General features: G+C 72.3%; 21 protein-coding genes. 20 read left to right on the top strand and 1 reads right to left on the bottom strand.

Features of this window, described 5'->3' with window-relative positions; genetic code table 11:
• The first annotated feature begins 1 nt into the window (after window position 1).
• From I5071_RS24680 to I5071_RS24615, 14 genes are all read left to right on the top strand, one after another.
• Window positions 2–3,118 carry a multidrug efflux RND transporter permease subunit gene (locus tag I5071_RS24680; protein ID WP_236515275.1) on the top strand — a complete coding sequence of 1,039 codons (3,117 nt, stop codon included), beginning with the start codon at window positions 2–4 and terminating at the stop codon, window positions 3,116–3,118.
• A gap of 152 nt (window positions 3,119–3,270) precedes the next feature.
• Window positions 3,271–3,744 (top strand): hypothetical protein, encoded by a 474-nt coding sequence (locus I5071_RS24675; protein WP_236515274.1) that lies wholly within the window; start codon window positions 3,271–3,273, stop codon window positions 3,742–3,744.
• Between the two features lie 11 nt (window positions 3,745–3,755).
• Complete coding sequence (locus I5071_RS24670; RefSeq protein ID WP_236515273.1) at window positions 3,756–5,063, top strand: hypothetical protein; 1,308 nt, start codon at window positions 3,756–3,758, stop codon at window positions 5,061–5,063.
• Between the two features lie 7 nt (window positions 5,064–5,070).
• The gene (locus I5071_RS24665; RefSeq protein ID WP_236515272.1) at window positions 5,071–6,750 is read left to right on the top strand and encodes a hypothetical protein; all 1,680 of its coding nucleotides are present in this window, start codon (window positions 5,071–5,073) and stop codon (window positions 6,748–6,750) included.
• On the top strand, window positions 6,747–7,193 hold the full coding sequence (locus I5071_RS24660) for a hypothetical protein (RefSeq protein ID WP_236515271.1): 447 nt from the start codon (window positions 6,747–6,749) through the stop codon (window positions 7,191–7,193). The genes I5071_RS24665 and I5071_RS24660 overlap by 4 nt, the downstream gene beginning before the upstream one ends.
• A 42-nt stretch (window positions 7,194–7,235) precedes the next feature.
• Complete coding sequence (locus I5071_RS24655; RefSeq protein WP_236515270.1) at window positions 7,236–8,819, top strand: Ppx/GppA phosphatase family protein; 1,584 nt, start codon at window positions 7,236–7,238, stop codon at window positions 8,817–8,819.
• A 16-nt stretch (window positions 8,820–8,835) separates the two neighbouring features.
• The gene (locus tag I5071_RS24650; RefSeq protein ID WP_236515269.1) at window positions 8,836–11,415 is read left to right on the top strand and encodes a hypothetical protein; all 2,580 of its coding nucleotides are present in this window, start codon (window positions 8,836–8,838) and stop codon (window positions 11,413–11,415) included.
• Complete coding sequence (locus I5071_RS24645; protein ID WP_236515268.1) at window positions 11,412–12,314, top strand: cyclic nucleotide-binding domain-containing protein; 903 nt, start codon at window positions 11,412–11,414, stop codon at window positions 12,312–12,314. The genes I5071_RS24650 and I5071_RS24645 overlap by 4 nt, the downstream gene beginning before the upstream one ends.
• 50 nt (window positions 12,315–12,364) lie before the next feature.
• Complete coding sequence (locus I5071_RS24640) at window positions 12,365–13,669, top strand: NTP/NDP exchange transporter (RefSeq protein ID WP_236515267.1); 1,305 nt, start codon at window positions 12,365–12,367, stop codon at window positions 13,667–13,669.
• Between the two features lie 79 nt (window positions 13,670–13,748).
• The gene (locus I5071_RS24635) at window positions 13,749–14,405 is read left to right on the top strand and encodes a hydrolase (protein ID WP_236515266.1); all 657 of its coding nucleotides are present in this window, start codon (window positions 13,749–13,751) and stop codon (window positions 14,403–14,405) included.
• Between the two features lie 36 nt (window positions 14,406–14,441).
• Window positions 14,442–14,705, top strand: coding sequence for a DUF1427 family protein (locus I5071_RS24630; protein ID WP_236515265.1), 264 nt, complete (start codon window positions 14,442–14,444; stop codon window positions 14,703–14,705).
• Window positions 14,702–16,510 (top strand): amidohydrolase, encoded by a 1,809-nt coding sequence (locus tag I5071_RS24625; RefSeq protein WP_236515264.1) that lies wholly within the window; start codon window positions 14,702–14,704, stop codon window positions 16,508–16,510. The genes I5071_RS24630 and I5071_RS24625 overlap by 4 nt, the downstream gene beginning before the upstream one ends.
• 2 nt (window positions 16,511–16,512) lie before the next feature.
• A complete protein-coding gene (locus I5071_RS24620) occupies window positions 16,513–16,992 on the top strand; it encodes a DoxX family protein (RefSeq protein ID WP_236515263.1) in 480 nt (159 codons plus the stop codon).
• Window positions 16,989–17,672 carry a YoaK family protein gene (locus I5071_RS24615; RefSeq protein WP_236515262.1) on the top strand — a complete coding sequence of 228 codons (684 nt, stop codon included), beginning with the start codon at window positions 16,989–16,991 and terminating at the stop codon, window positions 17,670–17,672. Before I5071_RS24620 ends, I5071_RS24615 begins: the two co-directional genes overlap by 4 nt.
• A gap of 10 nt (window positions 17,673–17,682) precedes the next feature.
• Here the strand turns inward: I5071_RS24615 and I5071_RS24610 are convergent, their stop codons facing one another.
• Complete coding sequence (locus I5071_RS24610) at window positions 17,683–18,546, bottom strand: helix-turn-helix transcriptional regulator (protein ID WP_236515261.1); 864 nt, start codon at window positions 18,544–18,546, stop codon at window positions 17,683–17,685.
• Window positions 18,547–18,681: 135 nt separating this feature from the next.
• Between I5071_RS24610 and dps the strand changes: the two genes are divergently transcribed.
• The 6 genes from dps to I5071_RS24580 all read left to right on the top strand — a co-directional run bounded on the left by dps (window position 18,682) and on the right by I5071_RS24580 (window position 25,338).
• Window positions 18,682–19,164 (top strand): DNA starvation/stationary phase protection protein Dps, encoded by a 483-nt coding sequence (gene dps / locus I5071_RS24605; protein WP_236515260.1) that lies wholly within the window; start codon window positions 18,682–18,684, stop codon window positions 19,162–19,164.
• 91 nt (window positions 19,165–19,255) lie between these two features.
• Window positions 19,256–21,217: a ferritin-like domain-containing protein gene (locus I5071_RS24600; RefSeq protein WP_236515259.1), complete on the top strand. Its 1,962-nt coding sequence runs from the start codon at window positions 19,256–19,258 to the stop codon at window positions 21,215–21,217.
• Between the two features lie 52 nt (window positions 21,218–21,269).
• Window positions 21,270–22,703, top strand: coding sequence for a catalase (locus I5071_RS24595; RefSeq protein ID WP_236515258.1), 1,434 nt, complete (start codon window positions 21,270–21,272; stop codon window positions 22,701–22,703).
• Window positions 22,704–22,752: 49 nt separating this feature from the next.
• The gene (locus I5071_RS24590; protein WP_236515257.1) at window positions 22,753–23,187 is read left to right on the top strand and encodes an OsmC family protein; all 435 of its coding nucleotides are present in this window, start codon (window positions 22,753–22,755) and stop codon (window positions 23,185–23,187) included.
• Between the two features lie 7 nt (window positions 23,188–23,194).
• Window positions 23,195–24,676: a hypothetical protein gene (locus tag I5071_RS24585; RefSeq protein WP_236515256.1), complete on the top strand. Its 1,482-nt coding sequence runs from the start codon at window positions 23,195–23,197 to the stop codon at window positions 24,674–24,676.
• A gap of 14 nt (window positions 24,677–24,690) precedes the next feature.
• Window positions 24,691–25,338: a phosphatase PAP2 family protein gene (locus I5071_RS24580; protein WP_236607673.1), complete on the top strand. Its 648-nt coding sequence runs from the start codon at window positions 24,691–24,693 to the stop codon at window positions 25,336–25,338.
• Window positions 25,339–25,369 lie beyond the last annotated feature (31 nt).

Raw genomic sequence — 25,369 nt, 5'->3', positions numbered from 1 at the left:
CATGCCGCGCTTCTTCATCGAGCGACCCGTCTTCGCGTGGGTCGTCTCGCTCTTCATCGTGCTCTTCGGCGTGCTCGCGATCCGTCGCCTGCCCGTCGAGCGTTATCCGACCGTCGCGCCGCCGGCGGTCACCATCACCGCGACGTACCCGGGCGCGACGCCCTCGACGATGAGCGACAGCGTGCTCGCGCCGATCGAGCGCGAGATCTCGGGCGTGCCGCACCTGCTCTACTTCGAGTCGTCGTCGGACACCTCGGGCGTCGCGCAGATCACCGCGACCTTCGAGCCCGGCACCGATCCCGAGCTCGCGCAGGTCGCGGTGCAGAACCGCCTGCGCACGGTCGAGCCGCGCCTGCCCCAGATGGTCCGGCAGATCGGCCTCGCGGTCGAAGCCTCGACCTCGAACTTCCTGTGCATCGTCGACCTGCGCTCGCCCGAGGGTCGCTACGACGAGCAGACGCTCGGCGACTTCCTCTCGCGCGGCCTGGTCGAGGAGCTCAAGCGCATCCCCGGCGTGGGTCGCGTGCAGGTCTTCACCGCGCCGCGCGCGCTGCGCGTGTGGCTCGATCCGGTGCAGCTCACCGCGCTCGGCGTCTCGGTCGACGACGTCGCGAACGCGATCCGCGCGCAGAACGCGCAGGTCTCGCCGGGCCGCGTCGGTGACGCGCCGACCGTGCCCGGACAGCGCGTGACGATCCCGCTCGTCGTGCAGGGCGAGCTCGAGACCCCGGAGCAGTTCGGCGACGTGGTGCTGCGCGCGCGTCCCGACGGATCGCGCGTGCTCCTGCGCGACGTCGCGCGCATCGAGCTCGGCGCGCAGAGCTACGGCACCGCGACGCGCACCAACGGCACGCCCTCGGCGGGCGCGGGCGTGATGCTCGCGCCGGGCGCGAACGCAGTGGAGACCTCGGCGCTGGTGCGGGAGCGCGTCGCCGAGCTCTCGGCGAGCTTCCCCGAGGGCATCGAGGCGAACGTCCCCTACGACACCGCGCCCTTCGTGCGCGTCTCGATCGAGAAGGTGCTCGAGACCTTCTTCGAGGCGATGGTGCTCGTCTTCGCGGTGATGTTCCTGTTCCTGCAGAGCGTGCGCTACACGCTCGTGCCCGCGATCGTCGCGCCCATCGCGCTGCTCGGGACGTTCGCCGTGATGTACGCGGCGGGCTTCTCGATCAACGTGCTGACGATGTTCGGCATGGTGCTCGCCATCGGCATCATCGTCGACGACGCGATCGTGGTCGTGGAGAACGTCGAGCGCCTGATGGCGACCGAGAAGCTCTCCGCGAAGGAGGCCACGAAGAAGGCGATGGACGAGATCACGGGCGCGGTCATCGGCATCACGCTCGTGCTCTCCGCGGTGTTCATCCCGATGGCGTTCGCGTCCGGCTCGGTCGGCACGATCTACCGCCAGTTCAGCCTCTCGATGGCGGTCTCGATCCTGCTCTCCGCGTTCCTCGCGCTCTCGCTCACGCCCGCGCTCTGCGCGACGCTGCTGAAGCCGGTCCCGGAGCACCACGATCCGAACCGCGGGCTCTTCGGTCCGTTCAACCGCGCGTTCACCTGGCTCACCGCGCGTTATGGCGCGGGCGTCGCGCACCTCGTGCGGCGCAGCAGCATCGGCGTCGTCGCGCTGCTCGCGGTGAGCGTCGGCGCGGGCTGGCTGTTCCGCGCGCTGCCGGGCTCGTTCCTCCCCGAGGAGGATCAGGGCTATTGGATCTCGAGCGTCGCGCTGCCGTCCGACGCGACGGCGGAGCGCACCGATCGTGTGATCCGCTCGTACGAGGAGTACGCGCAGGCGCGGCCCGGCGTGCGCTCGGTGGTCGCGATCCGCGGGTTCGGCTTCTCGGGCTCCGGCCCCAACGCCGCGCTGATGTTCACGATCCTCGACGACTGGGATGCGCGCGAGGGCGCGACGGCGCAGGGCGAGGTCGCGTCGGCGAACGGCACGTTCGCTGGGCTGCGCGACGGGATGATGTTCCACGTCGTGCCGCCTTCGATCGACTCGCTCGGCACCAGCGCGGGCTTCGCGATGCGCCTCGTCGATCGTCGCAACCAGGGCCAGCAGGCGCTGCTCGCGGCGCAGGGCCAGCTCCTCGCCGCGGCCGCGCAGAGCAGCGTCGTGCAGGGCGTCTATCCCGAGGGCCTGCCCGACGGTGCGTCGGTGCGGCTCGAGATCGATCGCCAGAGCGCGGAGGCGCTCGGCGTGTCGTTCGCATCGCTCAACGCGACGCTCTCCGCCGCGCTCGGCTCGATGTACGTGAACGACTTCCCGAACGCGGGTCGATTGCAGCAGGTGATCCTCCAGGCCGAGCCCGAGGCGCGCATGCAGCTCGACGACGTGCTCGCGCTCCCGGTGCGCAACCAGGAGGGCCGCATGGTGCCGCTCTCCGCGGTCGCGACGGCGCGCTGGGAGCGGAGCCCGCTGCAGCTCGTCCGGTACAACGGCTATCCCGCGGTGCGCATCGCGGGCAGCGCGGCCGAGGGCTTCAGCAGCGGCGAGGCGATGGCGGAGATGGAGCGCATCGCCGCGCAGCTGCCGCCGGGCTTCGGCGTCGAGTGGACGGGCCTCTCGTACCAGGAGCGCCTCAGCGGCGACGAAGCGCCCGCGCTGCTCGCGCTCTCGCTGCTCGTCGTGTTCCTCGTGCTCGCGGCGCTCTACGAGAGCTGGTCGATCCCGCTCTCGGTCATCCTCGTCGTCCCGCTCGGCGTCGTGGGCGCGCTGCTCGCGGTGACGATGCGTGGCATGCCCAACGACGTGTTCTTCAAGGTCGGGCTCATCACGTTGATCGGCCTGTCCGCGAAGAACGCGATCCTCATCGTCGAGTTCGCGAAGCAGCTCGAGGACGAGGGCCGCTCGATCACCGAGGCCGCAGTGGAGGCGGCGCGGCTGCGCCTGCGACCGATCCTGATGACGTCGCTCGCGTTCACCCTCGGCGTGGTCCCGCTCGCGATCGCGACGGGCGCGAGCGCGGAGACCCAGCGCGCGATCGGCACTGGCGTCCTCGGCGGGATGATCAGCGCGACCGTGCTCGCGGTGGTGCTGGTCCCGGCTTTCTACGTGGCAGTGCGCAAGGTGGTCACGCGCGGTAAGCGAGCGGCACCGGAGCCGAGCGCGGGCTGAGTCCTCGCCGGAGTGCTCGTCCCGCAGGTTCCGGAGAGCGCGCGAAGCGCGTGGACGCTAGGGGCCGGCGGGCGAGCCGATTCTTCGAGAGCCCTCGAGGCGCGACAAGAGCGTGCAACGCCGCCCCGCGGCGGCGCCGCATCGTCCTCGTCATGCTGCGTGTGGTGGTGCTCGGCGCGAGCTCGCTCGCCGAGGTCTGTGCTCGGGCGATCGCGGACCTGCGGTCGGGTTGGGACGTGGTGCGCGTGCGCGACGACGATCGCGACGTCCTCCCGCGGCTCCCCGCCGACGTCGCGCTCGCGCCGATCGAGCTGCGCGACGAGGCTGCCGCAGACGCGCTCCTCGCTCGCGCTCCGGCGTGGATCGCGGGGATCCAGCAGCGAGGCGGCGGACGGCTCGTGCTGGTGCTCGAGGTTCCCCCGCGCGCGCTCGCGGCGGTGCGCGCGCGGGCCGCGACCTTGCGCGCCACGCTGCGCGCGGTGCGGGTGTCGGTGCACACGCTCGTGCTGCTGACCGCGGGATCCGTGGAGCGCATCGACGCCGCGATCACCGAGCGGATCGGACGACTGATCGTCCTGCTCAGCACCGCGCAGCTCGAGGAGATCACCGTGCGAGGCTCGCGATGAGAACGTGCGTCGTGTGTCTGTTCGCGGCGTCGCTCGCGCTCGCGTCTCCCGCCGTCGCGCAGGAACGCCGGCCGCTCCCCGACTACGACGGACGGGTCGAGCCCGGGGACGACGCGGTCGACGCGCTCCTGTGGATCCCACGCGTCGTCACCGCGCCGCTCTACGCGATCTCGGAGTTCGTCCTGCGGCGTCCGATCGGATGGCTGCTCACCGAGATCGAGCGCGCCAACGTGCTCCAGACGATCGCCGGAGTCCTGACGTTCGGCGCCGAGCGCAACATCGGAGTCTTCCCGACTGCGTTCTTCGATTTCGGTCTCGTCCCGAGCGTCGGTGTATATGCGTTCTGGAATCGGTTCCTCTTCAGCGAGAATCGAATCTCGGTCCACGGCGCCACGTGGGGAGAAGACTGGCTCTCTCTGGCGGTCGCCGACCGCGTGACCCTCGCCGACGGAATCGAGGTGTTCGTCTCCAATCGCTTGCTGCGGCGCCCCGACGCGATCTTCGGCGGGATCGGGCACTCCGCGAGCGCGAACGGGCGGGCGCGCTTCGCGGTGAGCCTGGTCGAGACCCGAGTGGGAATCGACGCCGTGGGCATCGGTCCGTTCTCGATGCATGCCGCGCTGCAACACCGGAGCATCGGATTCGGAGAGTCGAATTGGAACGGTAGTCCGAGCATGTCCGAGTGGTTCGGACAACGATCCCAGCCTCTTCCGCATGGATATCCCGACGGATACCAGTCGCTCGGAGGGCGGATCACGGCCGCGCTCGACAGCCGTGCTCGGGGCGCAGCGCCCGAGGGCGGCGCGCGCATCGGCGTGCTCGTCGGCGAGACCGGGACGATCGACGGCCCGCAGCGCAATGCGTGGCTCGTGGTGGGCGGCGAGCTCGAGCTCGCGGCCGACATCGAGAGCCACCACGTGATCTCGGTGCGCGGCGAGGTCGCGGCGCTCACCGGCCACGACGACGTTGCGATCCCGTTCTACGAGCTGCTCGATCCCGGCGGCACCGGGCCCATGCGCGGGTTCCTCGCGGGCACGCTCCGCGGCGAGAGCGTCGCCGCGATGACCCTCGAGTACGCGTGGCCGGTCTGGGTGTTCCTGAACGGGCGCCTGCACGTCACCTGCGGCAACGCGTTCGAGCGGCACTTCGCGGACTTCGCGGTCGAGCGACTGCGGCTCTCGTTCGGCCTCGGGCTCGAGCCGCGGATCGCCGGCGAGCACCCGTTCGATCTGCAGATCGCGCTCGGCACCAGCACGTTCGAGAACGGGACGAGCGTCGAGTCGGTGCGCTTCGTGGTCGGCGCGCGCAACGGACTGTGAGAGGAACATGCACTGGCGACTCCTCACCTCCATCGCCGCGCTGTGGCTCGTCACGGGCTGCGGCGCTTCGTTCCGCGCGTTCCCGATGGCCGATCCGATGTGGCGCGACGACGACGCGCGTCCGATCGCGACCCGGCCGCAGGTCCACTACAACCCGTGGGCATGGGACGCGGTGGACAACACCACGTTCCGCCAGCTCTCCGAGCTCTGGACCTACGAGCGCGATCGCGAGGCGATGAACGTCAACGCGCTCGACGAGGTCCCGGACTCGACGTGGTTCACGAACCGGATCGGTCGCGACGCCATGAGCGACGAGGACCTCGCGCGCGGCGCGTGCTCCGAGGTCGACGCGCCGCCGCCTCCGTGGGTCGTCATCCGCAGCAAGCCCGACGGATCGGGCCCCGGCCTCGTGGTGCGCGCGTCCGACGGGCGCACTTACCTCTTCAAGGTCGATCTCTCGCAGCCCGAGCGCGCCACCGCGGCCGACGCGATCGCGTCGCGGATCTTCCACGCGGCGGGGTACTTCGTGCCCTGCAACCGCGTGATCCACTTCACGCCCGAGGACTTCACGCTCGCGCCCGACGCCCGAGCCTCGGGCCCTTCGCCGCGGCCGCTGGTGCGCGCCGACGTCGATGCGATCCTCGCGCGCGCAGGAGCCGCTCCGAACGGACGGAGGCGCGGCAGCCTGAGCGCGTACATCGACGGAACGCCGCTCGGTGGATGGCGGTTCGCGGGGCTGCGCGACGACGATCCGAACGACGTCGTGCCCCACGAGCACCGTCGCGAGGTGCGCGGGATGTACGTGCTCTCGGCGTGGCTGAACCACATCGACTCGCGCGCCGAGAACAACATGGACAGCTGGATCGAGACCGAGCCGGGCCGTGGCTACGTCCGCCACTACGTGCTCGACACCGGCGACTCGTTCGGGATCGTCTGGCCGGTCGACGACGCGCTGTCGCGCCGCTTCGGTCACTCGCACTACCTCGACATCCAGCACCTCGGCGAGGACTTCCTGAGCCTCGGCCTCGCACCGCGTGCCTACACCGAGTCGCCCGATCGTCCCGAGCATCCGACGTTCGGCTTCTACACCGAGCGCGACTTCGTGCCCGATCAGTGGCGCAACGGATATCCGAACCCCGGGTTCGAGCGGAGGACCGAGCGCGATCTCGCGTGGATGACGCGGATCGTCGCGCGCCTCGGCGAGTCCGAGCTCGCGGTGCTGGTGGCGCAGGGCGCGTGGTCGGATCCTGCGCTGGGCGCGCAGCTGATGCGCATCCTCCTCGCGCGTCGCGCGCGGATTCTCGAGCGGTGGCTCACGCGCCTGTCGCCGCTGACGTGGCCGGCCGCGTCGCGCGACGGGCGAGACGTCGAGATCTGCCTCGACGATCTCGCGGTGAGCAGCGGGCTCCGCGATGCCGACGGGCGACGCTACGAGGCGCGTGTGTACCGCGGTCTTCCTCCGCGCCCGAGCGATGCGGAGGTGCGGGTGTCGGCCTCGAGCGCGCGCGTGTGCGCGCGGATCGCGCTGCCGCCCGGCGCCGCCGAGGAGTACGTCGTGGTCGACGTGATCGCGTCGAGCGTGGGCGCGGAGCGCACCGCGCCGGCGCGGGTGCACCTCTACTCGCTGCCGGGCGGAGAGGTCCGTGTGGTCGGCCTCGAGCGGCCCGACTCGGAGAGCGCTCCGTGAGCGAGCGGGGCGCCGCGATCCTCGTGCGGCTCCCTGCGCTTCGAGCGGCACCGACGCGCGAGTGGCGAGCGCGCGCGAGCGAGCTCGTGAGCCGGCTCGCGATCCATCGCGCACACGTGGTGCTCGCGGTGCCGGTGCGATCGGTGAGCGACGAGGACGTGTGCGCGATCCAGGCCGCGCTCAGCGATCTGCGCGACGAGATCGGCGCTCGCTTGCACGTCGTCGTCGTGGTGCCGAGGCGGCGTGGGCTCGCGTCGCCGGCGCGGCCACGCCCGCTGATCGAGCCCTGGGATCTCGAGCTCGCGCAGGGCGAGCTCGAGCGCGCCGCCGCGATGGTGATCGAGCACGGGATCGACGAGCTCGTGCTCTGCGCGCCGACGCGGCACGCGCACGTGGCAATCGCGTCCAACGATCCGCCCGCGGTCGAGCGCAGAACGGCGTGATGCGCGGCCCGCCGCGCGTTCTCTCCCGACGGAGCCGAGATCATGGCGAGGACCCCCGCGAGCGCGCGCACCGGCGCAGCGCCGATCCCCTGCGCGGAGCGAACGATCGCGCTCGCGAGCGCGCCCGCCGAGGACGCGGATCATCCGCGCGTCGCAGCGCTCGACCTCGGATCGAACAGCTTCCACCTCGTGCTCGCGTCGATCGAGCGCGGGACGCCGCACGTCTACGATCGCCGTCGCGAGCGCGTCGCGCTCGGCTCCGGTCTGCGTGATGGCCGGCCGCTCGACCGCGCTGCGCGAGCGCGCGCGATCGCGTGCCTCGAGCGGTTCTCCGAGCTGGTGCGCCCACTGCCCGCGGGACGCGTGCGGATCGTCGGGACCGACTCGCTGCGTCGTGCGTCGGACGGGCCCGAGCTCGTGGCGCGCGCCGAGAAGCTGCTCGGACACCGCGTCGAGATCGTGCCCGGGCCCGAAGAGGCTCGGCTGGTGTGGCGCGGCGTGTCCGCGATGCACCCGCCCTCGGCGCGCGAGCGTCGGCTGGTGGTCGACATCGGCGGCGGCAGCACCGAGGTCGTGGTGGGCACCGGGTGGACGCCGCGCGAGGCGCACAGCACGCCGATGGGGTGCATCCGGTTCACCGAGCGCTTCTTCCCCGACGCGCGGATCTCGAGGAAGCGCTACGAGCGCGCGCGTGACGCGGCGATGCTCGAGCTGCGTCCGTTCGCGGCGCGGATGCGCGCGGCGGGGATCGATCGTGTGCTCGGATCGTCGGGCACGATGCGCGCGATCGGAGAGATCGTGGAGGCGGGCCGCGGCGCGATCACGCGGCGCGGCGTCGACGCGCTGATCGAGAAGGTGTGTGACGCCGACACCCTCGCGGACGTCGACGTCGAGGGGCTCGCCGACGAGCGGCGGCCGGTGCTGCCGGGCGGCCTCGCGATCGTCGACGCGGTGATGCGCACCTTCGAGCTCGGCAGGATCGACGTCGCCGACGGGGCCCTGCGCGAGGGGCTCCTGATGGAGCTCGTGGGCCGGCTCGAGAGCGACGACGTGCGCGACGACACGATCGCGGCGTTCCGCGCGCGCCACGGCATCGACGCGGCGCACGCGCGCCGGGTGCGCGAGACCGCGGAGACGCTCTTCGACGCGGTCGCCAGCGACTGGGAGCTCGGCGACGTCGAGCTGCGGCGATGGCTCGGTTGGGCCGCGGAGCTGCACGAGCTGGGGCTCTCGGTGTCGCGGAGCGGCGTCGCGCGGCACGGCGCGTACCTCATCGCGAACGCCGACGCGCCGGGGTTCTCGCGCGACGAGCTCGAGGCCATCGCGACGCTCGTGCGCACCCACCGCGGCCGCCTCCGCCGCGACATGTTCGAGCCGAGGCGGCGCGGGTCGCGGCGCGCGCTGAAGCGCCTCTCGGTGCTGCTGCGGATCGCGGTGGCCCTGCACGCCGATCGCGCGAAGGTCGCGGTGATCCCGTCGGCGCGCGCGGCCCGCCGCAAGGTGGAGCTCACGGTGCCGCCCGAGTGGACCGCGTCGCGCGCGCTCGTCGCCGCGGAGCTCGCGGAGCACGCCTCGCACATCCAGCGGATCGGCCTCGAGCTCGGCATCCGCACCGCGGAGGCCTGACCTCGTTCGCGCGCGCATGCCGACCCGCACCACGAGGCTCGCGCTGCTCTACGGCACGCTGCTCGCGGGGCATGCGCTCAACGAGACGGCGCGCGATGCGCTCTACCTCGCGCGCCATCCGCCTGCGTCGTTGCCGGTCGTCTACGTGGCGCTCGCGCTGGTCGCCGGCGGGGTGTCGTGGGTCGTGCAGCGCATCCCCGATGGCGCGCGACCGGCGCGGCGCCTCGTCGTGATCCTCGCGGTCGGTGCGCTCGTGTCGACCGCGTTCGCGATCGCCGCGCAGCGCACGGACTCGGGCTGGAGCACCGCGCTCTACGTGTGGTCGGGCGTCTTCGGGATGATCTCGACGAGCTCGATGTGGGCGTGGATGTCCGCGCGATCCGACGTGGGCCACGCCCGGCGCGACTTCGCGCGCATCGGCGTCGGCGGCCTGCTCGGCGCGATCGTGGGCTCGCTCGCGGCGGCGGTGATCGGGCACCTCGCCTCGAGCGCGTGGTCGCTGGTCGCCGCGGCATGCGCGCTCGTCATCGCGGCGATCGGCGTCGCGTGGACCGGTCGAGGCGAGCCCGCGGTGATCGCGGAGAGCCTTCCGGCGAAGGCAGCCGGCGTTCGCGCGCAGGCGCGCTACGCGGTGCTGCTCTTCGTGTTCGTGTCGCTCGGCGCCGCGGTGCTCACGGCCGGCGACGTCGTGTTCAAGGCGACGATCGCCGAGCACACCGCACGCGGCGATCTCGCCGCCGTCTTCGGGGTGCTCTCCGCCTCGACGTCGGGTGCGGCGCTGGTCGTGCAGCTCGCGCTCACGCCGTTCCTCCTGCGCCGCTTCGGGCTCCAGACCGCGATGATCGTCCTGCCCGCGACGCTGAGCGCGTTCCTCGCGCTCGGGATCGGCGGTGCACCGACGCTCGCCGCGGTGGGCCTGCGCGCGAGCGCGGGCGCGCTCCAGCACTCGCTCCACGGCACCGCGATCGAGCTCCTCTTCATGCCCTTCGAGCTCGACCTGCGGCGCCGGCTCAAGCTCACGTTCCAGACCGTCGGTCACCGCGCCGGGCAGGCCCTCGGTGCACTGACCGTCGCGCTGGCGCTCGTGCTCGGCGGCAGCGCGTCGTCGCCCGCGGTCCTCTCGATCGTCCTCGGGCTCGCGCTCTCGTGGATCGCGATCGCGATGGGGACCCACCGCCGGTACCTCACGATCTTCCGCTCGCGCCTCGACGGCTTCGAGCCCGATCCGCGCATCCCGCTCCCGAGCCCCGCGCTCGGCGCGCAGGCGCTGGAGACCGTGCTGCGCGCGCTCTCGCTCGACGCGACCAAGTGCCTCTCCGCGCTGCGCCTGCTCGAGCGACACGGGCGCCCCGAGCTCGTGCCGACGTCGCTGCTCGCGCATCCGTCGACCGCGGTCGTGGTCGCGACGATCGATCTCCTCGTGCGCGCGAGCCGCACCGATGCGTCCGCGCACCTCGTGCGCCTCCTCGCGAGCGCCGACGACGCGGTGCGGGGGCATGCGGCCGCGGCGCTGCTCGAGCTCGGCGCGAGCACGCTCGACGTCGAGGCGCTGCTCTCCGATCGCTCCGCCGCGGTGCGCGCGGTGGCGCGCGTGGTGCTCGCGACGCGCGCCGGAGAGGACGCGGCCGCGCGGCTCGCCGAGCTCGTCGATGCCGCCGAGAGCGCCGACCTCGAGACGCGGATCGCGGTCCTCCGCGCGCTCTCGCACGCGCCCGCGCGGCCCGAGCTCGACGTGCTCGTCGCGCGGCTCGCCGCGCGCGGCGGGCCCGAGATCGCCGACGAGCTCGCGACGCTCGCGATCTCCCGGCCGCACCCGGCGCTGGCGGGCGTGCTCGTCGATCGGCTCCCCGCGCGCGCGACACGCGCCGCCGTGCACGCGGCGCTCGTCGCGATCGGCGACGCGGGCCTCGACGCGCTCGTCGCCCGGATCGGCCAGGACGCGCCGCGCGCGACGCGCCTGCTCCTGCCCGACGCGATCGCGGCGCATCTCACCCCGCGCGCCGGCGCGGCGCTCCGCGACTGGCTGGAGTCGGAGGCCGACGGCGCGGTGCGCTACCGGATCCTGCGCGCGATGGGCCGCTTCGCGCGCGAGGGCGGGCCGCTGCCGCACGACGTCGCGCGCACGATGGATCGCCTCCTCGACCGCACGCTGCGCCGCCTCGTGAAGCTCGCGTCGTGGCGCGCTCACGTGCACGCGCGTTATGGCGACCTCGCGCGCACCGACGCCCACGTCGCGCTCCTCGACGCGCTCCTCCTCGACAAGCAGCGCGCCACGATGGAGCGCGCGTTCCGCGTGATCGGCCTCCGCGGCCTGCGCGGCGAAGATCCCGAGGTGCTCTTCCGCGGGCTGCGCGCCGGCGATCGGACGTCGCGCGAGAGCGCGCGCGAGCTCCTCGATCACGCGCTCGACGGGCGGGTGCACGACGCGCTCCTCGCGCTCACCGACGACGAGCCGGCAGCGTCGCAGGCCTCGCGCGCGGCGGCCGCGCTCGGCGTGACGCTCGCGCTCGACCCGGACGCGATCGAGCGCGAGCTCGCGGCCGACGGGAGCGAGATGGTGCGGCGGGTCGCCGCCCGCGCGGCAGGAGCGCGATGAGCGACACGCCGACGAGCGCGGAGCGCGAGCTCTGGGGACTGCGGCTCGCGCAGCTCTTCGGGGTCCCGCTCGCCAGCGCGGGACCGCTGGTGCAGCGCGGTCGCCTCCGCCGCTTCGCGCCGCACGACGCGATCGCGACCCTCGGCCGTCCGCTCGACGAGCTCCACTGGGTGCTCGACGGATCGGTCGAGGTGACGCGGCTCGGTCGCAGCTACGGCCGCGCGGGCGCGGGCGATGCGGTCGCGGCGATGGTCGCGTGGGCGCGTGACCCGGTCGGGGTCGCAGCGATCGCCACCACGACGACCCACACGCTCTCGTTCCCCGCCGATCGCCTCTCGACGTTGCTCGAGGGACGCTCGCCGCTCTTCGAGCCCTCGCTGCGCAGCGTCGCGCGCGACGCGATCGCGATCCGGAGGCGGCTCGGCGCGAGCGCGGGGTACGTGCCCGCGGACCACGCGGAGCGCGCGTTCGATCTGCTCGACCCCGTCGATTGCATGCTGCTCGTGCGCGAGGCGACCGGCGGTGTGCGCAACACGCGCATCGAGGCGGTCGCGGATCTCGCGTCGGTCGCGCTCCCGGTCGAGCTGCCGGCGGGACAGACGCTGTGGCGCGCCGGCGACGTGCGCAGCGGGTGGTGCCTGCTCCTCGCGTCGGGCGAGGTGATCGGCCACGCGCGCGAGCCCGATCAGTCGTTCGTGTACCGGCGCGGCGACGCGGTCGGCCTGCTCGACGCGTTCGCCGCGGCCCCGCGGTGGTACGGCGCGACCGTGCAGCGCGCCGCGTCGGCGCTCCGCATCGAGATCGACGATCTCCTCGAGATCGTCGGCGATCACCCGGAGCTCCAGGACGAAGTGTTCCAGCGGATGGGCGGCGCCGCGCTGCGCGCGCTCGATCGCTGAACCACAAGCGCATCCAACGCGCCGATCGCGATCGGCCGCACGCAGGATCGGTGGCCGATCCCACTCCCGCGCCGCGCCGCCGGCACCGCATCGTCGACCTCCACCCCGGCGAGTGGCCGATCGCGATCCTCCTCGCGGTCGATCTCTTCGTGGTGCTCGTCGCGTACTACGTGCTCAAGACCGCGCGCGAGCCGCTGGTGCTCGCGACCGGCGGCGCCGAGATGAAGTCCTACGCCGCCGCGGTGCAGGCGCTGGTGCTCGTGCCGCTCGTGCCGATGTACGGGCGGCTCGTCGCGCGGGTCCGACGCGAGCGCTTCGTGCCGGCGGTGATCGCGGTGTTCATCGCGTGCATCGGTCTCTTCGCGATCGCGGCCGGTCTGCGCACGCCGGGGATCGGCATCGCGTTCTACGTGTGGGTCGGCATCTTCAGCCTCGCGGTGGTCGCGCAGTTCTGGTCGGTCGCGAACGACGTGCTCACGGAGGAGCAGGGCAAGCGCATCTTCCCGGTGGTCGCCTCGGGCGCGACGATCGGTGCGGCGTCGGGCGCGCGGATCGCGTCGTGGCTCTTCGACGCGGGGCTCGGTGTGATCGCGCTCTTCGGCGTCGCGGCCGCGCTGCTCGCGCTGCACCTCGTGTGCACCGTGGTCGCGATGCGGCTCCATTCGCCGACGCCGCACGCCGAGCACCACGAGGAGACCAACGGCTTCCTCCTGGTGTGGAAGAGCCCGTACCTGCGCGCGATCGCGCTGATGATGTTGATCGCGAACCTGGTGAACACCGTCGGCGAGTACGTGCTCGGCCGCACCGCGGTCGAGTCCGCCGAGGCCGCGCTCGCCCTCGCCGAGGGCATCGGCGATCCGCGCGCGTTCGTGGAGGCGCGCGTGGGCGCGTTCTACGGCGAGTTCTTCTTCCAGGTGAACGTCGTCGCGATCGCGCTCCAGCTCCTCGTCGCGTCGTCGCTGGTGCGCTTCCTCGGCACGCGAGGCGCGATCGCGGCGCTCCCGATCGTCGCGCTCGGCTCGTACGCGATGATCGCGGCGGGCGCGACGCTCGCGATCGTGCGCGCCGCGAAGGTCGCGGAGAACGCGACCGACTACTCGATCATGAACACCGGCCGCGCGCTCCTCTGGCTGCCGACGACGCCGATCGAGAAGTACAGCGCGAAGCAGGCGATCGACGCGTTCTTCGTGCGGGCCGGCGACGTTCTCGCCGCCGCGGTGGTGTTCGTGGGGGCCGAGGTGATCGAGCTCGGCGTCGAGGGGTTCGCGGCGCTCAACGTCGTGCTCTGCGTCGCGTGGCTCGTGCTCGTCGCCTCTCTCGCGAAGAAGCACGACGCGCTCTCTCGTGCGCGGTGAGCGCGTCGGGCAAGGGCGTTCAACGCCGGGCACGTCGCTCGACGCAGTCTCCCCGAGGACCCCGCTCAGGAGAGAGATCATGCCGAAGGCCACGACCACCGTTCCGAAGTCGCTCCTCTCGCCCTCCGATCACACGCTGCTCCTCGTCGATCATCAATCGCAGATGGTGTTCGCGGCGCTGTCGATCGACGGCGTCACACTGCGCAACAACACGGCGCTGGTGGCGCGCTCGGCGCGCGTGTTCGACGTCGCGACGATCGTCACCACGGTCGCCGAGAAGAGCTTCTCCGGGCCTCTCTTCCCCGAGATCCCGAAGGCGCTCCCCGAGCACACCGCGATCGATCGCACGACCATGAACCCCTTCGAGGACGCGCAGGTCGTCGATCGCATCAACGCGCTCGGCAAGGACCGCCTCGTGATCGCGGGGCTCTGGACGTCGGTGTGCGTCGCGGGCCCGGTGCTCTCGGCGATCGAGCAGGGCTTCGAGGTGTTCGTCGTGACCGACGCGTGCGGCGACGTCTCGGCCGAGGCGCACGAGCGCGCGGTGAGCCGCATGGTGCAGGCCGGCGCCCGCCCGATCACCGCGCTCGCGTACCTGCTCGAGCTGCAGCGCGACTGGGCACGTGCCCGCACCTACGACGCGGTGGTCGACGTCGCGAAGGATCACGGCGGCGGCTACGGCCTCGGCATCCAGTACGCGAAGACGATGTTCGGCGCTTCGGAAGGCGGTCGCTGAGGTGACGCGTCCGAGCGGGTGCGAAGGGAGGTCGCCGTGAAGCTCTACGTCGTGTCCCTCCTGGCCGGCGCGCTGGTCGGGATCGTCTACGCCGTGATCGACGTGCGCTCGCCCGCGCCCCCGCTCGTCGCGCTCGTGGGCCTGCTCGGCATGCTGCTCGGCGAGCAGGTCGTGCCGGTCGCGCGGCGGATGTCGCGCGGAGAGCCGATCACCGCGGCGTGGATCGTCTCGGAGTGCGTGCCCCGCATCACCGGCGCGCCCCCGCCGACCCAGCCCGATCGCGAGGAGCACGCGCGATGACCGATCTCATCGTCCACGGTGCCGCGATCACCACCCTCGATCCCCGGAGGCCCACCGCCACCGCGCTCGCGGTGCGCAACGGGCGCTTCTTCGCCGTGGGCGACGACGCGGAGATCATGGCGCTCCGCGAGCCGCATACCCGCGTGATCGACGGCCGCAAGCGCCGGCTGATCCCAGGCCTCGTCGACAGCCACATCCACGTCATCCGTGGTGGCCTCCACTACAACCTCGAGCTCCGCTGGGACGGAGTGCGCTCGCTCGCCGACGCGATGGAGATGCTCGCGCGCCAGGTCGAGGTGACGCCCGCGCCGCAGTGGGTGCGCGTCGTCGGCGGATTCACCGAGCACCAGTTCGTCGAGCGACGCCTGCCCACGCTCGACGAGCTCAACCGCGTCGCGCCCGAGACGCCGGTCTTCATCCTCCACCTCTACGATCGCGCGCTCCTGAACCGAGCCGCGCTGCGCGCGTGCGGCTACACCAAGGACACGCCCGATCCTCCGGGCGGTCAGATCGAGCGCGACGCGCGCGGTGAGCCCACCGGCCTCCTCCTCGCGCGGCCCAACGCGTACATCCTCTACGCGACGCTCGCCAAAGGTCCGGTGCTCCCGCCCGAGCAGCAGATCGGCTCGACGCGGCACTTCATGCGCGAGCTCAACCGGCTCGGCGTGACCTCGGTGATCGACGCGGGCGGCGGCTTCCAGAGCTATCCCGACGACTACGCGATCGTGCGCGAGCTCGCGGCGCGCGACGAGCTCACGCTTCGCATCGCCTACAACCTGTTCACGCAGCGGAGCGGCGAGGAGCTCGCCGACTTCGAGCGGTGGACGAAGATGGTGCGCCCGGGCGATGGCGACGACACGTTCCGCCACAACGGCGCCGGCGAGATGTTGGTGTTCTCCGCGGCGGACTTCGAGGACTTCCGCGAGCCGCGCCCCGAGCTCTCGCCGTCGATGGAGCCGCAGCTCGAGCGGGTCGTGCGCCTGCTCGCCGAGCACCGCTGGCCGTGGCGCCTCCACGCGACCTACGACGAGACGATCACGCGTGCGCTCGACGTGTTCGAGCGCGTGAGCCGCGACGTGCCCTTCGACGGTCTGCACTGGATGATCGATCACGCCGAGACGATCTCGGATCGCAACATCGATCGCATCGCGGCGCTCGGCGGCGGCATCGCGGTGCAGCACCGCATGATGTTCCAGGGCGAAGAGTTCGTGCGCCGCTACGGCGCCGAGGCCGCGGAGCGCACGCCGCCGATCCGCGCGATGCTCGCGGCCGGCGTGCCGGTCGGCGCGGGCACCGACGCGACCCGGGTCGCGTCGTACAACCCGTGGGTCGTGCTCTCGTGGCTCGTCACCGGCCGCACCCTCGGCGGCCTCTCGCTCTATCGCGAGTCGAACCTCGTCGATCGCGAGACCGCGCTCCGCCTGCTCACCGAGCGCAACGCGTGGTTCTCGTCGGAGGAAGGCAAGAAGGGCCGCGTCGAGGCCGGTCAGCTCGCGGACTTCGCGATCCTCGCAGGCGACTACTTCGCGGTCGCCGACGATCGCATCGCCGAGCTCGAGTCGGTGCTCACCGTGCTCGGCGGCCGCGTCGTGCACGGCTCGGGGCCCTACGGAGCGCTCGCGCCGCCGCTTCCTCCCGCGGCGCCGGACTGGTCGCCGGTGCGCACGCGATCCGGTGCTGCGCCTGCCACGACGGCGCGAGCGCGCTGCGTCGCGCATCCGACGCCGCGCCGCGTGGCGCCTCCCCCGATCGACGACGCGAGCGCGTTCTGGGGTGCCCTCGGCTGCTCGTGCTGGGCGTTCTGATCATGAGCCGCGCTCCCATCGAGACACCGCCCCGTGATCGTGCGATCGACGTGGCGCTGCTCCTCCACCGCGTCGGGTCGGCCGCGCTCCTCTGGGCGTTCCACATGCGCCCCAAGCTCGAGCGCTTCGAGGAGGAGCTCTCGACGTTCCCCGATCCGTTCGGGATCGGTCATCCCGCGAGCTTCGTGCTCGCGCTGCTCTCCGAGGGCCTCTGCAGCGTCGCGGTCGCGATCGGGCTCGTGACACGCGTCTCCGCCGCGGCGATCGTGCTCACGATGGGCACCGTGCTGATGCTCGCGGCGCGCGGGCTCGAGGGCGCCGATGTCCAAGCAGCGCTCCTCTACGCGCTGCTCTATCTGCTGCCGATCGTCGCGGGCCCGGGGCACCTCTCGCTGGATCACCGGCTCCGCCATCGCTACGGCGCGATCCGCCGTCGCGTCGAGCGACGCATCCTCGCGTGGATCGCGAGCGAGGCAGCATGAGCGAGCCGGGCGCTCCCAAGGTCCCCGCGCTCCTCGCGCTCACCTTCGTCACCGGGCTCGTCGACGCGGCGAGCGTGCTCGGCATGGGCCGGGTCTTCGTCGCGAACATGACGGGGAACGTGGTGTTCCTCGGCTTCGCGCTCGCAGGGGCGGAGAACGTCTCGATCGTCGCGTCGCTCGTCGCGATCGCGGCGTTCCTCGGCGGCGCGCTGATCGGTGGCCGCCTGTCGCACGCCCACGTGCGTCGGGGTGTGACCCGCGCGTTCGCGATCGAGCTCGCGTGCCTCGCGATCGCGACCGCGGTCGCCACGCTCGAGGGCCCGTCGGTCACGCTCGTGCTGATCGTGTTGCTCGGCCTCGCGATGGGGATCCGCAACGCGGTCGTGCGCAGCATGGCGATCCCCGACATGACCACGACCGTCCTCACGCTCACGCTCACCGGCCTCGCCGCGGACTCGTCGCTCGCCGGCGGGACGAGCCCGCGCTGGGCGCGTCGCGTGGCCGCCGCGGTCACGATGCTCGTCGGCGCGCTCGCAGGCGCGCTCCTCCTGCGCCTCGGTCTCGCGTGGGTGATCGGCGCGGCCGCGATCGTCGAGGCCGTCGCGATCGTGGCGCTCGAGCGCGTGAGCACCGCGGCGACGACGATCGCGCTCGCGCAGCCCGCGAAGCGACCCGACTGACACGTCGCGATCAGACCGCCGATCGCTCCGGGCCCGCGAGCTCACCGTCGCACCACGCGCGCTCCCCCGCGGCCCTGCGGAAGGCCGCCACGACGCGTCGATCGCGCGGATGCGGCCGGAGCGCCGCGTACGCGCCGGGCGTGAAGCCCATCACGCGCTTGAAGTGCCGGTTGAAGTGGCTCTGATCCGCGAAGCCGCAGTGGAGCGCGACCTCGCGGCACACGGTCCCCCGTCCGAGCAGCGAGCGTGCGTGCTCGAGCCGGCACTGCACCTGGAAGAGGTGCGGCGGCAGCCCGACCTCGCGCGTGAACACGCGCACCAGGTGGAACACCGAGACGCCCGCGAGCTCTCCGAGCTCGTCGAGGGGCACGTTGCGCTGCCACTCCCGCTCGAGGTGCTCGCGCACCTTCCGCACGTAGCGGCGCTCGCGGCAGCGACCCGAGCCGTGCAGCGTCGCGGCGTCGCTCTCGATCTCGAGGAGCACCTCTCCGAGCGCGCTGCGCTCGGGCCGCGACAGCACGCGCACCGGCGCGAAGGGCATCGGTGCCGCTCCGACGATCACCGGCGGCGGCGGCGCGAGGTGGACCTGGAGGACGTCGTTCGGGGCGCCGGGTGCGGGCGCGCTCCACGCGTGCACCTCGTGGGGCGGGAGCAGCACGATCGATCCCGACGCGATCGCGATCGACGCGTGCTTCAGCTGCAGCGTGCGATCGCCGGCGCGCACCTCGACGACCAGCGGGTGCGGGGCGCGCCGCCAGTCGGTCGCGCTCATCGCGCCGAGGAACGTGCCCGCGGGCTCGAGATCGCCCGCACCCGGGCGCGCCGCGACGCCCGGCGAGGGAAGCTCGGAGGGGAGGAGGTGCAGGCTGGACATGCACCCAGCCTCGTCCGTCGCAGGGCTCCGGCACTTGGATCGGGTTGGCGCATCGGCGCTTTCCGGCGCCTCGATGGAACGCTCTTGCGCTCACGATGCGGCACGGGCGCGCGGGCGCGGCATATCCTCTGCGCCATGTACCCCACCCTGAACGATCTCGACGTGCGCGTGCGGACCCAGATGGTCGAGCTCCTGAACGACCGTCTCGCCGCCACCATCGACCTCTTCAACCAAGCCAAGCAGGCGCACTGGAACGTGAAAGGCCCCACGTTCCGCGCCCTGCACGAGCTCTTCGACGACGTCGCCGAGCACGTCGAGGAGTGGAGCGACACGATCGCGGAGCGCGCGGTCGCGCTCGGCGGCAACGCCGAAGGGACCACGCAGCGCGTGGCCGAGCGCACGTCGCTCCCCGCGTACTCGCTCGACCTGCAGGCGGGCTCGGCCCACGTCGAGGCGTTCTCCAAGGTGCTCGCCGCGTACGCCGCGCTCGCGCGCAAGGCGATCCAGATCGCGACCGAGGCCGGCGACGCCGACACCGCCGATCTCTTCACCGAGATCTCGCGCGAGGCCGACAAGGATCTCTGGATGGTCGAGGCGCACCACCCCCGCTACACGTGATCGCGCGCCGGGCGCCGCGGCTCGTGCTCGCGGCGCCCGACCGTCAACCCCGTCCAATACGCCGGCGCGTTCCGGCGAGCAGGCTGTCTCGATGAAGCGCTTCGTGCCGGTCCACAACCGCGAGCAACTGCAGGCGCTCCTCGCCGAGGCCGCCGAGGTCGAGCACGACCTCATGTGCTGTTATCTCTACGCCGCGTTCTCGCTGAAGGACGCGCGCGACGGAGATCTGCTCGAGCACGAGCTGCCCGCGATCGAGCGCTGGCGCGCGACCATCCTGCGGGTCGCGCTCGAGGAGATGACGCACCTCTCGCTGGTCGCGAACCTGATGACGGCGATCGGGGCGCCGCCCCACTTCGATCGATCGAACTTCCCGATCAGCGCGGGCGCGCATCCGTCGCGCCTGGTGCTCGAGCTCGCGCCCTGCGATCGCGCGACCCTCGAGCACTTCGTGTTCCTCGAGCGGCCGGTGGGCATCGAGCTCCCCGACGGCGCCGGCTTCGACGTGACGCGCAGCTACTCGCGCGACGCGCGCCCCACTCGCTACATGCCGTCGGCACAGGACTACGACACGGTCGGCGAGCTCTACGCGGCGATCCGGATCGGCTTCGACCACCTCTCCGACGAGCTCGGCGAGAAGGGGCTCTTCATCGGCGATCCTTCGGCGCAGGTCGGCCCTGATCTCATGTCGCTGCCCGCCATCCGTGCGGTGACCGACCTCGCGTCGGCGCACGCCGCGCTCGACACGATCGTGCTCCAGGGCGAAGGCGCGCCGGGGCACTCGGAGGGATCGCACTTCGCGATGTTCTCGCAGGTGCGCGACGAGCACGCGGAGCTCTCGGCGGCGCGCCCCGACTTCCGCGCGGCGCGCCCGGCGGCCCGGAACCCGGTGATGCGCAGCCCGCTCGATCCCCGCGGTCGCGTGTGGATCGTCGAGCCCGACGCGGCCGCGCTGCTCGACGTCGCCAACTCGATCTACACGCTCTCGCTGCGGCTCCTCTGTCAGGGCTTCGTGCGCAGCGGCGATCGCGACGCGAAGCGCACGCTGCTCGCGTCGGCGGTCGACGCGATGCGCGCGTTCGCGATCCTCGGCACCGAGCTGACGCGCCTGCCCGCGAGCCCCGAGCATCCCGGCGTGAACGCGGGCGTGAGCTTCGCGCTCCTGCGCTCGGTCGACACGATCCCGCACGGACGGAGCGAGTGGACGTTCCTCGCCGAGCGCGCGCGCGAGCTCGCCGGTGCGTGTGGATCGATCGCGCGGATCGCATCGCCGATCGCGCACACGGTGCGGGTGATGGAGCGCCTCGCGGGGGCCCTCGAGGAGCAGCGCGCGCTGGAGGACCAGCGGGCGACGAGCACGCCCTCCGCGCCTCCGCAGCCTTCACCGCGTCGCACGCTGACCGTCGTGCCGCCGCAGCCCGGCGCGTTCGTCGAAGAGGCGCGCACCGAGGAGGTCGCGCTCCGGTTCGAGGGCCGGCGCTGCATCCACGCGCGGCACTGCGTGCTCGGCGAGCCGACGGTGTTCCTCGCCAACGTGCAGGGACCGTGGCTGCACCCCGAGACCGTCTCGGTCGAAGCGCTGGTGCGCGTCGCGCAGGCGTGCCCGAGCGGCGCGATCACCTACCAGCGCTTCGACGGCGGACCGCAGGAAGAAGCGCCCGCGGTGAACACGATCCGCATCCGCGAGAACGGCCCGCTCGCGATCCACGCGGCGCTCGCGATCGAAGGCGAGGACCCGCGCCATCGCGCCACGCTCTGTCGCTGTGGCCGCAGCCGCAAGAAGCCGTTCTGCGACGGCTCGCACACCGAGGGATTCGCGGCGAGCGGCGAGCCCGCGTCGATCGAGACCACCGCGCTGCCGGTGCGGGACGGAACGCTCGCGGTCGTGCCCATCGAGGACGGACCGCTCGACGTCCGCGGCAACGTCGAGATCTGCGCGGGCACCGGGCGCATCGTGCTGCGCACGAGCGGCGTGCGGCTCTGCCGGTGCGGCGGCTCGTCGACCAAGCCGGTGTGCGACGGCACCCACGCGCGCATCGGCTTCCGCTCGTCCTGATCGTGCAAAGGGCGTCCAACGGCATGCGCGCGGTGCGCTCCACACCGTGCGCATGAGCAAGCTGACGCATGCCTCGGGCGCCCCGGTCGTCGACAACCAGAACACGCTCACCGCCGGGCCCCGAGGTCCGACGTTGCTCGAGGACGTCTGGCTCCTCGAGAAGCTCGCGCACTTCGATCGCGAGGTGATCCCCGAGCGGCGCATGCACGCGAAGGGCTCGGGCGCGTACGGCCACTTCACGGTCACGCACGACATCACGCGCCACACGAAGGCCGCGCTCTTCTCCGAGATCGGCAAGCGCACCGAGGCGTTCGTGCGGTTCTCGACGGTCGCGGGCGAGCGCGGCGCGGCCGACGCCGAGCGCGACATCCGCGGCTTCGCGGTGAAGCTCTACACCGAAGAGGGCATCTGGGATCTCGTCGGCAACAACACGCCGGTGTTCTTCCTGCGCGACCCGCTGCGCTTCCCCGATCTCAACCATGCGGTGAAGCGCGACCCGCACACCGGCATGCGCAGCGCCGAGAGCAACTGGGACTTCTGGACGCTCATGCCCGAGGCGCTGCACCAGGTGACGATCGTGATGAGCGATCGCGGCCTGCCTCGCGGCTACCGCCACATGCACGGGTTCGGCAGCCACACGTTCAGCTTCGTGAACGCGAAGAACGAGCGCTGCTGGGTGAAATTCGCGCTGAAGACCCAGCAGGGGATCCAGAACCTCACCGACGCGGAGGCGCAGGAGCTCGTCGGTCGCGATCGCGAGAGCTCGCAGCGCGATCTCTTCGAGGCGATCGAGCGCGGCGACTTCCCGCGCTGGACGCTCTTCGTGCAGATCATGAGCGAGGAGCAGGCGCGCACGTGGCGCCAGAACCCGTTCGATCTGACGAAGGTGTGGCCGCACGCCGACTTCCCGCTGATCGAGGTCGGCGTGCTCGAGCTGAACCGCAACCCGGAGAACGTGTTCGCCGAGGTCGAGCAGGCCGCGTTCTCTCCCGCGAACGTCGTGCCGGGGATCGGGTTCTCGCCCGATCGCATGCTGCAGGCGCGCCTCTTCTCGTACGGCGATGCGCAGCGATATCGGCTCGGCGTGAACCACCACCAGATCCCGGTGAACGCGCCGAAGTGCCCGGTGCACAGCTATCACCGTGACGGTCAGGGCCGCGTCGACGGCAACCAGGGCCGTCGCCTCGCGTACGTCCCGAACTCGCACGGCGAGTGGACCGACAGCCCCGAGCGCATGGAGCCGCCGCTCGCGCTCGAGGGCGCGGCGACCCACTTCGATCACCGTCTCGACGGCGACGATCACTCGCAGCCCGGCGCGCTCTTCCGGCTCTTCTCGCCCGAGGAGAAGCAGCGCCTCTTCGACAACACCGCGCGCGCGATGCGCGGCGTGAGCCGCGAGGTGTGCGAGCGCCACGTCGCGAACTGCACGAAGGCGGATCCCGAGTACGGCGCCGGCGTGGCGCGCGCGCTCGGGCTCGATCGCTGACGCAACACCGTCCAAGGCATCCCCGCAGGCGCCGCGCAGGATGACGATCATGGCCAAGCGAACTGCAGACGTGGTGTGGAACGGCAACCTGCGCGAGGGACGCGGCAGCATCGCGACCCAGAGCACCGCCGTGAAGGCGAGCTACTCGGTGCGCTCGCGCATGGAGGACGGTCCGGGCTCGAACCCCGAGGAGCTGCTCGGCGCGGCCCACGCCGCGTGCTTCACGATGGCGGTCAGCGCGATCCTCAGCAGCGCGGGGCTCACGCCGACCGAGCTCCGCACCCACGCGAGCGTCACGCTCGCGAACGACGGCGGGCAGTTCTCGATCCCCGAGATCGCGCTCGAGCTCGAGGGCGTCGTCCCGGGCATCGACGAGGCGACGTTCGTTCGCCACGCCGAGACCGCGAAGGCGACGTGCCCGGTGTCGAAGGCGCTCGCAGGCGTGCCGAAGATCACGCTGCGCGCCTCGCTGAAGACCGCCTGATCCGCACATGCGCGATCGTCTCGCGGCGCGCGGCGTCTGGCTCGTGCTCGCGCTGCTGGCGCACGCACCGATCGCGGGCGCGCAGGCCCTCAACTACTCCGGCTTCCCGGTGGGGAGCCACGCGCTCGGCCTGGGCGGCGCGTTCACCGGCGTCGCCGACGACGCCTCGGCCGTCTACCACAACCCGGGCGCGCTCGCGTTCGGCGACTCGGGCGCGGTCGCGACCAGCCTCTCGCTGAACGTGTCCGATCGCCTCACGGTGCGCGACGGCTACGCGTCGATCGGCGGCGCCGAGGATCTGAGGCTCGACGGGGACGCGCCGCTGCCGGTGTTCCTCGGCGGCGTCGTGCACTTCGGAGACGACGAGGCGCCGCGGCACGGGCTCGCGATCGCGACGCTCAACCCGCACCAGGAGACGCGCGCCTTCTCGTTCCACGACGCCGACGGCGCGAGCGCCACGAGCCTGCGCGTCGAGCACCGCGACGGCACGCGCTGGTTCGGCATCGGCTACGGGCTCCGGCCCGATCGCGCGTGGGGCCTCGGCGTCTCGCTCTACGCCGCGCGCCGCTCGATGACGCATCGCGAGGAAGAGGTCGCGACGGTGATCGGGCCGCGCGAGCTGCTCGCGGCGCGACAGACCACGACCTCGCTGGAGGCCTGGCACCTCGTCGCGATGCTCGGCTTCCACTGGCAGATCGACGGTCGCTGGCGCTGGGGCGTCACGCTGCGCCTTCCCGGGATCGCGCTCAGCGAGACCGCGTCGGTGGTCGATCACGCGAGCATGGTCGTCGGGGGCGCGCCCGCCGCGACGTTCGAGCGCCGCGACGATCTCGCGGGCGACTCGCCGATCCCGTGGTCGATCCGATCGGGCCTCGCGCTCGCGCTCGATCCCGAGATCCTCGTCGCGCTGGATCTCGGCGTCGTCGGCGCGGCGGGTCGAGTGCGCCCGTTTCCATCGAGCGAGTCGGCGCCCCGACCGGGCGTGTGGATCGCACGCGAGTACGACGCCGATGCGGTGTTCCAAGCGGCGCTCGGCGGCGAGATGACGATTGCCGGGATCGTGCCAGTCGCGTTCGGCGTGTTCACGAATCTCTCGGCGTCACCACCGCTGTCGCGCGAGACCGTGGATTCCTATCGTCCCGATCGCATCGACGCATTCGGTCTGAGTGGGAGCGTGGGATATCGCGGCGACGACTATCGCATCCAGGTCGGTGTGATGGCGATGCTCGGATGGGGCATGGGCCTGCGTCCGCTCGGCGCGATCGGCGCGGCCGAGATGCAATACGCGCCGACCACGGTCGAGTGGCAGACGGTCTATCTGTTCGTGACCGGCGGCGCGGGCGCGATCGGGCGCTTCGCGCGCGACGTGTACCGCGAATTCCTCGAGGCCTGTGGCGTCGATCCCGGCGGGATCGTCGCGACACCCGACGAGCTCCCCGAGCACTGTCCGCCCGAGTCCGACGGTGAAATCAACTCCGTACTACGGTGATCGCGAACGTGAAAATGCGCACGGCAGTGTGGGTGATCGCGATCTCGGTGCTCTCCTCGACCGCGCACGCGCAGCTCGAGTGGGAGCCGGAGACGCCCGGCGCGCCGGCGATCGACACCACGCTCCGCGCCGCGCTCCGCGGCGGCACCGAGGACGTCCGAGGGCGCGCTCGCACGGTGAGCGACGTGCTGCTCCTCGCGACGGTCGGGGTCGCGATCGGCGACGCGATCGTCGATCCGCTCTCCCACGACGACCCCGACGCGCTCGCGCCCTCGTTGTTCTTCGGCATCGGTGCGCTCGCGCTCACTTGGACGCTCGGCGAGCTGGTGAAGCACGCGACGGTGCGCGCTCGCCCCTACACGCTCGCGTGCGCCGAGACGCCGTTCGCGTGTGATGCGCGGGCCGCGACGCTCAGCTTCTACTCGCTGCACGCCGCGCTGGCGGCCACCAGCGCCGCGCTCGTGTGCGCGCGTCGCAGCGCGCTCGGCGATGCGTGGGACACCGGCCTCTGCATCGGATCGATCGGCTCGGCCGCGGCGGTCGCGCTGCTGCGGATCATCGGCGACATGCACCACACGACCGACGTCGTCGTCGGCGCGCTCCTCGGCATCGCGAGCGGCCTCGCGTTCGGCGCGCTGGTGTCGTCGTCGGATCTGCGGTGATCGGCGCCAGCGAGGCGATTCGGACACTCCG

Origin of the sequence: Sandaracinus amylolyticus, assembly GCF_021631985.1 — a bacterium.
Lineage (GTDB): Bacteria > Myxococcota_A > Polyangia > Polyangiales > Sandaracinaceae > Sandaracinus > Sandaracinus amylolyticus_A.
Note: the sequence above shows the minus strand (reverse complement) of the source record. Positions and strands in the feature narration are given on the sequence as shown.

Bases quoted from the DNA above. Each gene is read 5' to 3' on its own strand.
- I5071_RS24680 (WP_236515275.1), top strand. From the start codon at position 2: ATGCCGCGCTTCTTCATCGAGCGACCCGTCTTCGCGTGGGTCGTCTCG.
- I5071_RS24675 (WP_236515274.1), top strand. From the start codon at position 3,271: ATGCTGCGTGTGGTGGTGCTCGGCGCGAGCTCGCTCGCCGAGGTCTGT.
- I5071_RS24665 (WP_236515272.1), top strand. From the start codon at position 5,071: ATGCACTGGCGACTCCTCACCTCCATCGCCGCGCTGTGGCTCGTCACG.
- I5071_RS24655 (WP_236515270.1), top strand. From the start codon at position 7,236: ATGGCGAGGACCCCCGCGAGCGCGCGCACCGGCGCAGCGCCGATCCCC.
- I5071_RS24650 (WP_236515269.1), top strand. From the start codon at position 8,836: ATGCCGACCCGCACCACGAGGCTCGCGCTGCTCTACGGCACGCTGCTC.
- I5071_RS24645 (WP_236515268.1), top strand. From the start codon at position 11,412: ATGAGCGACACGCCGACGAGCGCGGAGCGCGAGCTCTGGGGACTGCGG.
- I5071_RS24635 (WP_236515266.1), top strand. From the start codon at position 13,749: ATGCCGAAGGCCACGACCACCGTTCCGAAGTCGCTCCTCTCGCCCTCC.
- I5071_RS24625 (WP_236515264.1), top strand. From the start codon at position 14,702: ATGACCGATCTCATCGTCCACGGTGCCGCGATCACCACCCTCGATCCC.
- I5071_RS24620 (WP_236515263.1), top strand. From the start codon at position 16,513: ATGAGCCGCGCTCCCATCGAGACACCGCCCCGTGATCGTGCGATCGAC.
- I5071_RS24615 (WP_236515262.1), top strand. From the start codon at position 16,989: ATGAGCGAGCCGGGCGCTCCCAAGGTCCCCGCGCTCCTCGCGCTCACC.
- I5071_RS24610 (WP_236515261.1), bottom strand. From the start codon at position 18,546: ATGTCCAGCCTGCACCTCCTCCCCTCCGAGCTTCCCTCGCCGGGCGTC.
- dps (WP_236515260.1), top strand. From the start codon at position 18,682: ATGTACCCCACCCTGAACGATCTCGACGTGCGCGTGCGGACCCAGATG.
- I5071_RS24600 (WP_236515259.1), top strand. From the start codon at position 19,256: ATGAAGCGCTTCGTGCCGGTCCACAACCGCGAGCAACTGCAGGCGCTC.
- I5071_RS24595 (WP_236515258.1), top strand. From the start codon at position 21,270: ATGAGCAAGCTGACGCATGCCTCGGGCGCCCCGGTCGTCGACAACCAG.
- I5071_RS24590 (WP_236515257.1), top strand. From the start codon at position 22,753: ATGGCCAAGCGAACTGCAGACGTGGTGTGGAACGGCAACCTGCGCGAG.
- I5071_RS24585 (WP_236515256.1), top strand. From the start codon at position 23,195: ATGCGCGATCGTCTCGCGGCGCGCGGCGTCTGGCTCGTGCTCGCGCTG.
- I5071_RS24580 (WP_236607673.1), top strand. From the start codon at position 24,691: ATGCGCACGGCAGTGTGGGTGATCGCGATCTCGGTGCTCTCCTCGACC.